This window comes from Leifsonia sp. NPDC056824 (assembly GCF_042789575.1).
GTDB lineage: Bacteria > Actinomycetota > Actinomycetes > Actinomycetales > Microbacteriaceae > Leifsonia.
On the sequence record NZ_JBHUAV010000002.1, the window covers coordinates 437,656 to 449,832 of the forward strand.

Here is a 12,177-nt window from a genome sequence, read left to right on the forward strand (position 1 = left end):
TGCGTCCCCTCGATGCGCGAGAGGGGGCGCCGCTGATGGGGTGGAACAACCCGCCGATCCCGTGGGCCGAGTTCGAGCGGCGGCTGAGCGGGCGGCGCACGAGCGAGCAGGAGCAGCCGGAGCGGCCCTCCTCCCGCAAGCGGCAGAAGTACGTCGCGCAGCCGATGTCCGACGAGCCCGACGCCGGGCACGTCCCCTACGCTGAGCTGCACGCGCACAGCACGTTCAGCTTCCTCGACGGCGCCAGCGCGCCCGAGGAGCTGCTGGAGGAGGCCACCCGGCTCCGCCTGCACGGCCTCGCCCTCACCGACCACGACGGCCTGTACGGCGTCGTCCGCCTCGCCGAGGCCGCCGAGGCCTACGACCGCGTCAAGACCGTGTTCGGCGCCGAGCTGTCGCTCTCGCTCAGCCGTCCGCAGAACGGCGAGGCCGACCCGGAGGGCAGCCACCTCGTCCTGCTCGCCCGGCAGCAGTCCGGCTACCACCGGCTGGCCGCCGCGATCACCGCGGGCCAGCTCGCCGGCGAGGAGAAGGGCCGGCCGGTGTACGACCTCCCGGGCCTCGCCGAGCAGTCCGGCGGCGAGTGGATGGTGCTCACCGGCTGCCGCAAGGGCGACGTGCGCCTCGCGCTGGCCGAGCACGGCGAACGCGCCGCCGAGCGGGAGGTCGCCCGCCTCGCCGAGCTGTTCGGCCACGACAACGTCCTGGTGGAGCTGATCGACCAGGGCGCGCCCCGCGACACCACCGACAACGACCTGCTCGCCCGGATCGCCGGCCGGCTCGGCCTCCCGGTCGTCGCCACCAACAACGTCCACTACGCCACGCCCGCCCAGTACCCGCTCGCGACGGCGGTCTCTGCGGTGCGCGCCCGGCGCAGCCTGGACGAGATGGACGGCTGGCTGCCGGCCTCCGCCGCCGCCCACCTGCGCAGCGGCCGGGAGATGGCCGCCAGGTTCGCCCGCTACCCCGGCGCCGTCGAGCGCACGGCGGACATCGCCGACGACCTGGCGTTCCGGCTGCGCAGCGCCCGGCCGCGGCTGCCGAAGCAGGAGGTCCCGGAGGGCCACACCCCGATGAGCTGGCTGCGCGAGCTCACCTGGCGCGGCGCCGCAGAGCGCTACCCGGACCTCGACCGCGACCCGGCCAAGCGGGAGCGGATCGAGCGCGAGCTCGACGTGATCGAGGCGAAGGACTTCCCCGGCTACTTCCTCATCGTCCACGACATCGTCCGGTTCGCCCGCGAGCGCGGAATCCTCTGCCAGGGCCGCGGCTCGGCGGCGAACTCGGCGGTCGTCTACCTGCTCGGGATCACCGCGGTCGACTCGATCAAGTACGACCTGCCGTTCGAGCGCTTCCTCTCCTCCATGCGCGAGGAGGAGCCGGACATCGACGTCGACTTCGACTCCGACCGGCGCGAGGAGGTCATCCAGTACGTCTACGCCAAGTACGGCAGGCGCAACGCCGCCCAGGTCGCCAACGTCATCACCTACCGGCCCAAGAACGCCGTGCGCGACATGGCGAAGGCGCTCGGCCACTCCACCGGGCAGCAGGACGCCTGGAGCAAGCAGATCGACTCGTGGAGCAAGGTGACCACGACCGATGAGCACGACATCCCGGAGGCCGTGGTCGACCTGGCCCAGCAGGTGCTGAAGTTCCCTCGGCATCTCGGCATCCACTCCGGCGGCATGGTGCTCACCGACCGGCCCGTCGGCGAGGTCTGCCCGATCGAGCACGCCCGCATGGAGAACCGCACCGTGCTGCAGTGGGACAAGGACGACTGCGCGTGGATGGGCCTGGTCAAGTTCGACCTGCTCGGGCTCGGGATGCTCTCCGCGCTCGACTACTCGATGCGCACCATCGAGGCATCGCTCGGCGAGGCGTGGACGCTGGACAGCATCCCGAAGGAGGAGGCGGGGGTCTACGACATGCTGTGCCGCGCCGACTCGATCGGGGTGTTCCAGGTGGAGAGCCGCGCGCAGATCGGCACGCTGCCGCGCCTGCAGCCGCGCAGCTTCTACGACCTCGTGATCGAGATCGCGCTGATCCGGCCCGGCCCCATCCAGGGCGGCGCCGTGCACCCGTACATCCGCCGCAAGCTCGGCAAGGAGGAGGTCACCTACCTGCACCCCGCCCTCGAACCGGTGCTGAAGCGGACGCTGGGCGTGCCGCTGTTCCAGGAGCAGCTCATGCAGATGGCGGTCGCGATCGGCGACTGCACCGCGGAGGACGCCGACCTGCTGCGGCGGGCGATGGGCTCCAAGCGCGGCATCGAGAAGATCGGCGCGCTGCGGGCGAAGCTCTACGAGGGGATGGCGCACAACGGCATCGTCGGAGACGACGCCGACGCGATCTACGAGAAGATCGAGGCGTTCGCCAACTTCGGCTTCGCCGAGAGCCACGCGATCAGCTTCGCCCTGCTGGTGTACGTCAGCTCGTGGATGAAGCTGCACTACCCCGGCGCGTTCCTCGCGGCGCTGCTGCGCGCGCAGCCGATGGGGTTCTACTCGCCGCGCACGCTCACGGCCGACGCCCGGCGGCACGGCGTGGTGGTGCGCCGGCCGGACATCCAGCTCTCCGGGGTGTTCCCGCTGCTGGAGGCGATCGACCCCACGCGGCAGGGACCGACCGGCGCCGACCCGTGCCTGGAGCACGACCAGCCGCCGGTCGGCGCCTTCGACCGCGCCGTGCCGCTCGACTTCGCCGTGCACCGCCGCGACGCCGGGCACGCGGTGCGGCTGGGCCTGGCCGGGGTGACCTCCATCGGCGAGACCCTCGCGGGGCGGATCGTGGCCGAGCGCGAGGCCTCAGGACCGTACCGCGACCTGAGCGACCTCTCCCGCCGGGTCGGGCTGACGGTGACGCAGCTGGAGGCGCTCGCCGCGGCCGGCGCGTTCGAGGGGTTCGGGCTGTCCCCGCGGCAGGCGATCTGGGAGGCCGGCAACGCCGCCCAGGAGCGCCCGGAGTTCCTGGCGGGCACCGCGATCACGGTCCAGCCGCCGCTGCTGCCGATGCTCTCCCCCGCCGAGCAGCTCGCGAGCGACCTGTGGGCCACCGGGATCTCCACCGACGACCACCCGATCCGCTTCCTGCGCCCCGGGCTGGCGGCGCGCGGCGTGCGGGCGGCGGACACCCTGGCCGTCGCCGAGTCGGGGCGCCGCATCGAGGTGGGCGGCGTGGTCACCCACCGGCAGCGGCCGGCGACGGCGGCGGGCGTGACCTTCCTCAACCTGGAGGATGAGACCGGCCTGGTGAACGTGATCTGCCCGGTCGGGGTGTGGAACCGCTACCGCCGGGTGGCCAGGCAGGCGCCCGCGATGATCGTGCGCGGCATCCTGGAGCGCAGCGAGGAGGGCGTGGTCAACGTGATCGCCGACCGCCTGGAACCCCTGGACACCCCCACCCGCACCACCTCCCGCGACTTCCGTTAACGCCGAAGGGCACGTCGTTGTCACTTCCACGGGGAAAAAGTGACAACAACGTGCCCTTCGGAGAGGGGGTCAGGCCTGGGCGAGCACAGCCTGGAGCTCGAGGGTGATGGTGACGTCGTCACCGAGCAGCATGCCGCCGGTCTCGAGAGCGGCGTTGTAGGTGAGGCCGAAGTCCTCACGGTTGACCTTGGTCTTCGCGGTCGCGCCGGCCTTGTAGTTGCCGTACGGGTCCTGGCCGAAGCCGCCGAAGTCGAACTCGAAGGTGACCGGCTTGGTCACGCCCTTGATCGTGAGGTCGCCGTCGACCAGGAACTCGCCGTCCTCGTGGCGCACGCCGGTGGAGACGAAGTCGATGGTCGGGAACTCCTCGGCGAGGAAGAAGTCGCCGGTGCGCAGGTGCGCGTCGCGGTCGGAGTTCTTGGTGTTGATGGAGGCCACCGACGCCTTCGCGGAGACGGTCGACTCCAGCGGGTTCTCGGCGGTGACGAAGGTGGCGTCGAAGTTCTCGAAGACGCCCTTGACCTTGCTGATCATGAGGTGACGGATGCTGAAGCCCACCTCGCTGTGCACGGGGTCGATGGTCCAGGTGCCGGCCTTGTATCCGGGGATGTCGATGCTCATTCGGTTTCTCCTTGCTCGATGCTTGCGCTGTCGGACGCTGTCAAAGTCCATGCAACCGCATGCACAGTACCCCTATTCCGGAATTCCGAAAAAAAGTTGACACGTCATCTTTGCGGCGCGAGCGACCGCCGCAGCACGAGCAGCGCGCGGGCATCCCTGTCCACCGTCGCGAGCGGGATGCGCCCCTCGTGCACAGCGGCGACGACCGCGTCGATCAGGGCGTCCGGGTCCTCCGCCCCCTGGATCATCAGCACCATCGTGTTGCCCGCCGCGAGGGCGGCGACCGCATTCGCGCCCGCGTCCTGGTACTGCGACAGGCCGGTGTCCTGCAGCATCCGGAGGTCGTCGGTGATGCTCACGCCGTGGAAACCCAGCTCGTCGGTCAGGATGCGGTGCCAGGCGGGCGACAGGGAGGCCGGCGCCGTGTCCACCCCGCTGTAGGTGAGGTGGCCGAACATCACCACCTCCGCGCCCGCCGCGATGCCCGCGCGGAACGTGGGCGCGTCCTGCGCCGCCCAGCGGGCATGGTCGACGGCGGCGGTCGGGACGGTGTGGTGCGAGTCGGCGTCCGTCTCGCCGTGGCCGGGGAAGTGCTTGAGCGTGCTGAGCACGGTCCCGCGCTCCCCCGCCACCGACGCCGCCACCCGCGCAGCGGCGGAGGCCGGATCGGTCCCGAGGATGCGGTCGGCGATGAACGAGTGCGGATCGGCCGTGACGTCGGCGATGGTCCCGAAGTTGAGGTTCACGCCGGCCTGCTTCAGGAGTGCGGCGCGCTGCGCGAACGCCTGCTGGGTCGCCGCCGGCGGGAGCGCGCGCAGCGCCTTCGCGCCGGGCTGGCCGTCCCACGGCAGCCGGGTGACGTCGCCGCCCTCCTCGTCGATGCCGACCAGCGGGGGCAGTCCGGGGTCCGAGGTGCGAGTCGCCGCGGTCTCGGCCGCCAGCGCCTGAGGTGTGGCGGGAATGTTGTCCGGCATCAGGATGACGCCGCCGAGTCCGTAGCGGTCCACGAACTCGCGCAGCGCGGCCGGGTCGGTGCCCGGCGCGTGCAGCATGAACAGGCTCGCCGCCTTCTGGCGGAGGGTCAGGTTCCGCAGGCGCTCGTCGGCGTAGCCCTGGACCGGGTCGGGCGCCGACGACGGACGGGCGGACGGGCTGGGCGTGATCTCCCGAGGGTGCGCCGAACCGCTGGCCGCGCACCCGCTCAGTGTCGTCACGAGCAGCGTCGTCGCGAGCACCAGGAGGGCGGCGGCCGTCGTCCCTCGGGCGCGGCGCATCACCCGATGGTAACCCGCTGCCCTGGACGGCCTACGATGACGGGATGGCGTCCAAGCCGATCTCGCTGCTGCTCGCCAGCCACCCCGGGCCCACCGCGGTGGTGACGGTGGTCGCGGCCGGCCTCGGTATCGGCCTCGGCTACCCGCCCGGCCGGCTCGCCGTCCTGGTGCTCGCCATCCTGCTCGGCCAGCTCTCGATCGGCTGGTCCAACGACTGGCTCGACGCCGCCAGGGACAGGGAGGTCGCGCGGACGGACAAGCCGGCAGCCCGCGGCGACGTCCCGCTCGCCCTGGTGCGCGCGTCCGCGTTCATCGCGCTCGTCCTCTCCCTGGCCGTCACCGCGTTCCTCGGCGTCGGAGCGCTGATCGCGCACGCGGTCGCGATCGCGGGCGGCTGGGCGTACAACCTCGGGCTCAAGTCGACCGCCGCCTCCTTCGTCCCGTTCGCAGTGAGCTTCGGCCTCCTGCCAGCGATCGCGACGCTCGGTCAGGAGCACCCGGCGTGGCCCGCGCCGTGGGTCCTCGCGGCCGGCGCGCTGCTCGGCGTCGCGGCGCACGTCACCAACGTGCTGCCCGACCTCGCCGACGACGCCCGCACCGGCATCCGCGGCCTGCCGCACCGACTCGGCGCGCGGGCCAGCGGTCTGCTCGCGTTCGGCTGCCTCGCCGTCGCGACCGTGCTGATCACGTTCGGGCCGGGACTGCCGGTGCGCCCGCTGCTCCTGGTCGGCCTCGTGATCGGGTTGGCGGCGGTGGTCGCGGGCGTCGTGCTGCTGCTGCGGAGCAGCCCGACCCGGCTGCTCATGCAGCTCATCATGACCTGCGCGGTGGTCGACGTGGCGATGCTGGCCCTGGCCGGCCAGTCGATCACTTCGGGCTAGATCCCTTCGGAACAGCGGGAGGCTTCTCCACCGCGGTCGCGATCGGCGCGGCCGCCGGCTCGTGGTTGCGGATGCCGATGGCCGACACCACGCCGCCGACGATGAGCAGGCCAGCCGTCGCGAGCATCGCCCGATGCATCCCGTCCACGTCCAGCTTTCCGCCGATCACGAAGCCGGCCATCGCGACCGCCAGGAGGCCGGCGATGCGGGCGACGGCGTTGTTGACCGCGGAGCCGATGCCCGCCTGGCCCGGGTGGATGGAGCCGAGGATCGCACTGGTCAGCGGCGCGACCGTCATCGCCAGCCCGACGCCGAACAGGATCACCGCGGGCAGCAGCTCGAACCAGTAGTTGACCTCCGGGCCGACCATCAGCAGCCAGAGGAAGCCGGCGGACGCGACGATCGGGCCTGCCGCCATGAAGAACCGGGGTCCGTACTTCCCGGCCAGGCCGCCGAAGTAGCTGGACAGCAGCAGCATGCAGAGCGTGGACGGGATGAACACGAAGCCCGCGACGAACGCCGAGAACCCGACCACCTGCTGCAGGAACAGCGTCACCATGAGCGGCCCGAAGGACAGCGCGCCGTAGACGAACGCCGTGGCCAGGTTGCCCACCCAGAAGTTGTGCACCGAGAACAGGCCCAGCGGGAGCATCGGCTGCTTCACCCGCGTCTCGACGATGAAGAAGGCGATGAGCGACAGCACGCCGACCACGAACGGGATCCAGACCCGCGGGCTCCCCCAGCCGTACGTGCCCTGCTCGATGAGCGCGAACACCGTCCCGGCCAGACCGACCGACCCGAGCACGGCGCCGATGATGTCGACCCGGCCGCCCATCCCCTTGTCGGTGTCGCCGAGCGTCCACATGAGCACGAGCGTCACCGCGATCGGGACCACGTTGATGACGAACACCCAGCGCCAGGACAGCGCGTCCACGAAGAACCCGCCGACCACCGGGCCCGCGATCATGGCGATGCCGGTCCACGCCGTCCAGCGCCCGATCGCCTTGGCCTGGGCCGGTCCCTCGAACCGGGAGATGATGATAGCCAGCGACGACGGCACCAGCAGCGCCCCGGCGACACCCTGGAGGGCTCGCGACAGCACCAGGAACACCCCGCTCGGCGCGAACGCGCACAGCAGCGACGTGATCCCGAACCCGATCAGCCCGACGTACAGGATGCGCTTGCGGCCGAACACGTCGGAGAGCGAGCCGGCGATCAGGATCAGCGAGCCGAGCGTCACCAGGTAGGCGTCGACCACCCACTGCTGCAGCGGCAGTCCGCCGCCGAGCTCGCGGTCGATCGCGGGCAGCGCAACATTGATGACGGCGCCGTCGAGGAACGCGACGAAGCTGGCCAGGATCGCGATCAGCAGGACGCGCAACTGCAGGGACGTCATCTTCTCGGTGGCCATATGCTCATTCAACGTCCCGGTGTGCTGATCGCGCAAGCACGCGAGCCTGGCGTACCGTTTCCCCGTGTCAGAGCTGTCGCACTCCGAGCGATCCTCCGGCCGGCGCCGACCGACCCCGACCGCGATCATGCAGGCCGGCTGGATCGGCGTGCTGATCATCACGGCCGTCTTCCACGCCGTGCGCGGGGCGCCGGTGGATGCCGCGATCTACGCCTCCGGAGCCGCGGTGCTCACGCTCGACGCGCTCGGCTGGCTGCGCGTCCCGCTCCGGATGCCCGCCGGGCGCGACACCGTCTCCCGACGCGTCCTCGCCGGGACGCTGATCGCGGTCGCCTCGCTCACCCTCGGCTTCACCCCGCTCTACAGCCCCGCGGACACGGCGATCGTCGTCGGGCTCGGCGTGCTGCTGCTGCCGATGGCCTGGGCCGACAGCTCCCGGGCGGAGGCCGGTCCGCCCGGGTCGGCCGTGCGCCGCGCGGCGATCCTGTGGTCGATCGTCCTCGTCGCCGGCTGCGTGTGGGAGATCGGCGTGTACTTCCTCGGCCGCGACCTCACCGGCAGCGAGAACGCCTACCCCGCGCTCTCGGACCTGCTCGACCCGCTGCTGGCCTGGCCGCCGGCGCGCGTGCTGCTGGTCGCGTGCTGGCTGCTCGGCGGGTACGCGCTGCTGCGGCGCGGGAGGCCTGCATGAGATGGGTCACCATCGCCGGCTTCGTGCTGTGCGGCCTCCTGATCGTGGCGCTCGTCATCCAGTCCCAGCGCCGCCCTGAGCGGATCGCGCCGCTCAGCAGCCTCCTCGACCGCGTGATGGCCGACCGTGCGGCGCGGGTCACCATCCTGCTGTTCTGGTGGTGGATCGGCTGGCACTTCCTGGTCACGCCGCCGACGGCCTGACCAGCCGGCGGCCCGACTAGTTGTTGCCCTTCGTGCAGGTCTGCTGCGCGGCCGTCTGACCGGTGACGGTGGAGGGCAGCTCGACCGAGCCGGAGGAGTTCGTCGGCACGGGCGTCCCGGTGCCGGTCGGTGCGGCGGGCGCAGCTGGCGCGGCCGGGGTGTCCGTCGCGGTGGGCGTCGGAGTCGCGGTCGCGCTGGGGTCCTCCGCTGCGCGCCCGGTCGTGCCGGTGAGCGCCACCGGCTGGTCGTTGACCAGCGCGTTGTTCACCGCAGTGGAGGCCTCCTCGTCCGGGATGACGCGGTTGATGTTGTCCGGGTCGGTCACCGCGGGGTACTGCAGGAAGACCATGTTCTGCAGGCCGGTGTCTTTGAGCGCGAGCGCGATCTCCACCAGCGTCGTCGGGTTGGTGAGCGTCTGGGACGGCGTGACGTTCTGCACGGCGGCCTTGGCGAGCGCGTAGAGCTGCACCGGGTTGCCGAGCACTCCCCCGCTGACGATCTTGCGCGCGAGCGCGGAGAGGAAGACCTGCTGGTTGGAGATGCGGCCGAGGTCGCTGCCGTCGCCGACGCCGTGCCTGCTGCGCAGGAACGACAGCGCCTGGTCCCCCACGAGCGTGCTCTCCCCCGCCGGGAGGTCGAGCGGCGGGTTGGTGTAGTCGTCCTTCACCTTCGACGCGAGGCAGACCGTCACGCCGCCGACCGCGGTGGACATCGAGCTCACGCCGTCGAAGTTGATGACGGCCGCGAACGGGATCGTCACCCCGGTGAGCTTCTCGACAGTCAGCACGACGCAGGCGAGCCCGCCGCGCGACAGCGACGTGTTGAACTGCGCGTAGGACGACCCGCTCACCGTGTCCTTGCCGTCCGGCGTCGGGCAGGTCGGGATGCTCACCATGAGGTCGCGCGGGAAGCTGATCACCATCATGCTCTTGTGGTCCTGCGCGATGTGCAGCAGCATCGTGACGTCGTTGTTGCCCTCACCCGTGCTCGCGTCCTGCTCCGCGGCGGAGTTGTAGACGCCGCCGAGACCCGTGCGGCTGTCGGTACCCGCCAGCAGCAGGTTGACGCCGCCGGGGATGGCCCCCACGTTCGGGATGTCCTGCGGGACGGGCGTGTGCCCGGGCAGCGTGACGAGGGTGACGCCGTGCTTGACCGAGCGCGCGACATCCCACACCGCGTACGCGGCCAGCGAGAAGCTGCTGACCACGACCACCGCGACGACGCCGGCGAGCAGCTTGAGGACGGACGCGACCAGCCTGCGGCGCGGCAGCCTCCCGTGCCGCACCGGCGCGGGCCCGCGCGCACGCTGCTGACGGCGAGGCAGGTCGGTCATGCGGAATATCCCCCGTGCGGTTCGAAGAACGGAACTGGGTGAATCCTAAGCGATGGCCGCTTTCGGGTGGGGCGGGGGCACGCGGGTACACCGCGGGAATGACGCTGATTACGCACCGCGACGGACGACGTCGGCCGGGCGCGTGGGGTGGACTGGCGGGATGGTCCCACCGCGTCACCGGCTCGTACTGCTCTTTGTCATCGCCGTTCTCGCATCGCTCCTCGCCGGATGTGCACCGCGCCAGGAGCCGCCGAGGGACCTGACCGAGGCGGCGGCCACGGTCGCGCGGGAGGTGCGGGGGCAGCCGGGCGTCGAGTCCGCGCGGTCGAGCGTCACGGGCGGATACAGCGGGGGCGCGTGGATCGTCACCATCCATGTGCGGCTGCGGGCGGCGGGCGACCTGACCACCGCCGCGGCCACGGCGGCCGCGACCCTCGACGCCACGCGATTCCGTGGCTCAGAGGAGGTGACGCTCGAGGTCGTGGTGCCGGACGGTCCCGGCCTGGCGCCCGTGACGATCACCGACGCACGTTCCCAGCGGGGCACGGCGCGGCTCCCGGCGGCGCTCGAGGCCGCAGACGCCCTACGCCGGGCCCCTGTCGTCGGACGGGTCGACATCGCGTCGGCCGCCCTGTCCGTCGGGTTGGCCGCGGGACCGACTCCGCTCGTGAGCGCGGCGGAGGCACTCCGCGGCATCGCGGGCTTCGGGACCGGAAGTCTCGCGTGGGTCACCGTAGACCTCCCGCCTCACGCGACCTCCCCCTCAGGCTCGGTGGAAATCGCCGCCGACGGCCCCTCCATCGACCTGCTCGCGGCGTTGGATCAGCTCGAAGCGCGGCCGGAGGTGTCCCGGATGGTTCACCACGAGCAGCGCGGAGACGAGCGTCCCCGGCTCGACGTCGAAACCAGCGTCCCGGAATCCGTCGCGCGGCTGCTGACCTCCGTCACCGACGCCGCCGACCGCCTGCCTCGCCAGCGGACCGCGTTCTCCGCCCGCGTCGCGGTGGGCGCGAGCGCGGTCAGCGGGTTCGTGGGTCTCCCGCAGACCGGCGAGGATCCGCCGCCCCCGGCGAGCGAGGCCGCCCCGATCCTGGCGACCTACGAGGCCGAGCTCCGGACCTTCCTCCTGCAGACCGCGAAGACCGACGCGGCCGCCTGCACCATCGCGGGCGGCCGGCGCGTGCAGTGCGAGACGCTCCTGGCGCTCTGGCACGACCCGGCGGCGACGGAGGAGTCGGTCGAAGCGAGTTACGCGGCCATCACCGCGGCCTGGCAGCGTGCCGGGCTCGTCGGGGAGGGCCGCGCACTCGGCACCGAGCTGTGGGGGCGCGGCCCGCACTTCCGTGGTCCGGCCGGCGTCGACAGCGCGCGCATCCGCGGAACCACCGACGGCATCCGCGTCACGGTCGAGTCCCCCACCCTGAGGTGAAGGCGGACGCCTCGCCCCACCGGCGGATGTGAGCCGTGCATGAGCCGCGAGGGGGCCCGCGACACGCCCGGGCGCAGCGAGGGTGAAAGCCCAGACGATTCCGGCGCCTCCCGCCGCGATCGCGGCCCGTCCAGTCCCCGAAGAATCCCGGATTTCCGCGCCTGAGCACCGGAATCACGCGGTGCTACGGTCACGTCCCTGACGACCGAGAGGCCGTCCGAGACACCAAGGGAGAGCAATGACGCAGCAAGCCGCCGCGCCCGAGAAGCGCGGAATGTCCAGGAGAACCAAGGCGGTGATCGGCCTCGGCGCCGTCGTCGCCATCGCGGCCGGGGTCACCGCCGCCGCCTTCACCGATTTCGCGAACCTGAACCTCGGGGCGAACGGGATCGGCGCCGATCAGTACAACATCCAGGTGGTCGACACCGACCCCTTCACCGGTGCGCAGATCCCGGGCTCGTGGCAGGAGGCGAACACCCCGGCCGGGGCGCCGATCGAGCTCATCGGAGCGAACACCATCTTCCCGGGAAGCGCGCCCATCTCGGTCGACATCCCCGTCCGGAACGCCTCCGCGACGCTGAACTCGACCCTCTCGCTGGGGCTCGTGCAGCTTCCGGACGCCGGCGCGAACGTCACCGACCCGAACTACCTCTCCAGCCTGAGGTTCTCGGTCTCGATGCCGGCGACCTCCCTCGGGGCGACGCCGATCAGCGTCACCGACCAGACGTTCGCGCAGCTCAGCTCGCTGACGCTCAACGACCTCGCCGCCGGCGAGGCGTCCGACGTCACGATCTCGGTGCGGCTGCTCACCCAGGCGGAGTCGGGGGCCGGCTTCACCGACAACAGCCTGAACGGCATGAAGGCGTTCATCCAGGCGCAGTTCAACGGTACGTCGACTCCCTGATC

General features: G+C 71.7%; 10 protein-coding genes. 6 read left to right on the forward strand and 4 right to left on the reverse strand.

The features are described from left to right. Positions 1-35 precede the first annotated feature (35 nt). The gene (locus tag ACFRFH_RS11470) at positions 36-3,428 is read left to right on the forward strand and encodes an error-prone DNA polymerase (RefSeq protein ID WP_382463130.1); all 3,393 of its coding nucleotides are present in this window, start codon (positions 36-38) and stop codon (positions 3,426-3,428) included. Positions 3,429-3,497: 69 nt separating this feature from the next. Here the strand turns inward: ACFRFH_RS11470 and ACFRFH_RS11475 are convergent, their stop codons facing one another. Together ACFRFH_RS11475 and ACFRFH_RS11480 are read right to left on the reverse strand one after the other, a co-directional pair. After that, positions 3,498-4,049: a YceI family protein gene (locus ACFRFH_RS11475; RefSeq protein WP_370053132.1), complete on the reverse strand. Its 552-nt coding sequence runs from the start codon at positions 4,047-4,049 to the stop codon at positions 3,498-3,500. 104 nt (positions 4,050-4,153) lie between these two features. Next, positions 4,154-5,323, reverse strand: a complete 1,170-nt coding sequence (locus tag ACFRFH_RS11480) for a glycoside hydrolase family 3 N-terminal domain-containing protein (protein ID WP_382463131.1) — start codon at positions 5,321-5,323, stop codon at positions 4,154-4,156. A 44-nt stretch (positions 5,324-5,367) separates the two neighbouring features. Here ACFRFH_RS11480 and ACFRFH_RS11485 point away from each other — a divergent pair, with 44 nt between their 5' ends. Continuing rightward, positions 5,368-6,204 (forward strand): UbiA family prenyltransferase, encoded by an 837-nt coding sequence (locus tag ACFRFH_RS11485; protein ID WP_382463132.1) that lies wholly within the window; start codon positions 5,368-5,370, stop codon positions 6,202-6,204. On the opposite strand, the gene ACFRFH_RS11490 is transcribed toward ACFRFH_RS11485, so the two are convergent. Continuing rightward, positions 6,191-7,615, reverse strand: coding sequence for an MFS transporter (locus ACFRFH_RS11490; protein ID WP_382463133.1), 1,425 nt, complete (start codon positions 7,613-7,615; stop codon positions 6,191-6,193). The two genes, ACFRFH_RS11485 and ACFRFH_RS11490, sit on opposite strands and share 14 nt — an antisense overlap. A 64-nt stretch (positions 7,616-7,679) precedes the next feature. Between ACFRFH_RS11490 and ACFRFH_RS11495 the strand changes: the two genes are divergently transcribed. Beyond that, a complete protein-coding gene (locus tag ACFRFH_RS11495) occupies positions 7,680-8,306 on the forward strand; it encodes a hypothetical protein (protein WP_382463134.1) in 627 nt (208 codons plus the stop codon). Further along, positions 8,303-8,509: a DUF6186 family protein gene (locus tag ACFRFH_RS11500; RefSeq protein ID WP_382463135.1), complete on the forward strand. Its 207-nt coding sequence runs from the start codon at positions 8,303-8,305 to the stop codon at positions 8,507-8,509. The genes ACFRFH_RS11495 and ACFRFH_RS11500 overlap by 4 nt, the downstream gene beginning before the upstream one ends. Positions 8,510-8,525: 16 nt before the next feature. Here ACFRFH_RS11500 and ACFRFH_RS11505 read toward each other — a convergent pair whose 3' ends face one another. Next, positions 8,526-9,842 (reverse strand): LCP family protein, encoded by a 1,317-nt coding sequence (locus ACFRFH_RS11505; protein WP_382463136.1) that lies wholly within the window; start codon positions 9,840-9,842, stop codon positions 8,526-8,528. Between the two features lie 160 nt (positions 9,843-10,002). Between ACFRFH_RS11505 and ACFRFH_RS11510 the strand changes: the two genes are divergently transcribed. Beyond that, positions 10,003-11,271 carry a hypothetical protein gene (locus ACFRFH_RS11510; RefSeq protein ID WP_382463137.1) on the forward strand — a complete coding sequence of 423 codons (1,269 nt, stop codon included), beginning with the start codon at positions 10,003-10,005 and terminating at the stop codon, positions 11,269-11,271. Between the two features lie 274 nt (positions 11,272-11,545). Beyond that, the gene (locus tag ACFRFH_RS11515) at positions 11,546-12,175 is read left to right on the forward strand and encodes a hypothetical protein (protein WP_382463138.1); all 630 of its coding nucleotides are present in this window, start codon (positions 11,546-11,548) and stop codon (positions 12,173-12,175) included. Positions 12,176-12,177: the final 2 nt, after the last annotated feature.

Excerpts from the sequence above, each read along its gene's own strand:
- ACFRFH_RS11510 (WP_382463137.1), top strand. The coding sequence starts at position 10,003 with ATGGTCCCACCGCGTCACCGGCTCGTACTGCTCTTTGTCATCGCCGTT.
- ACFRFH_RS11500 (WP_382463135.1), top strand. The coding sequence starts at position 8,303 with ATGAGATGGGTCACCATCGCCGGCTTCGTGCTGTGCGGCCTCCTGATC.
- ACFRFH_RS11505 (WP_382463136.1), bottom strand. The coding sequence starts at position 9,842 with ATGACCGACCTGCCTCGCCGTCAGCAGCGTGCGCGCGGGCCCGCGCCG.
- ACFRFH_RS11515 (WP_382463138.1), top strand. The coding sequence starts at position 11,546 with ATGTCCAGGAGAACCAAGGCGGTGATCGGCCTCGGCGCCGTCGTCGCC.
- ACFRFH_RS11480 (WP_382463131.1), bottom strand. The coding sequence starts at position 5,323 with ATGCGCCGCGCCCGAGGGACGACGGCCGCCGCCCTCCTGGTGCTCGCG.
- ACFRFH_RS11475 (WP_370053132.1), bottom strand. The coding sequence starts at position 4,049 with ATGAGCATCGACATCCCCGGATACAAGGCCGGCACCTGGACCATCGAC.
- ACFRFH_RS11490 (WP_382463133.1), bottom strand. The coding sequence starts at position 7,615 with ATGGCCACCGAGAAGATGACGTCCCTGCAGTTGCGCGTCCTGCTGATC.
- ACFRFH_RS11485 (WP_382463132.1), top strand. The coding sequence starts at position 5,368 with ATGGCGTCCAAGCCGATCTCGCTGCTGCTCGCCAGCCACCCCGGGCCC.
- ACFRFH_RS11470 (WP_382463130.1), top strand. The coding sequence starts at position 36 with ATGGGGTGGAACAACCCGCCGATCCCGTGGGCCGAGTTCGAGCGGCGG.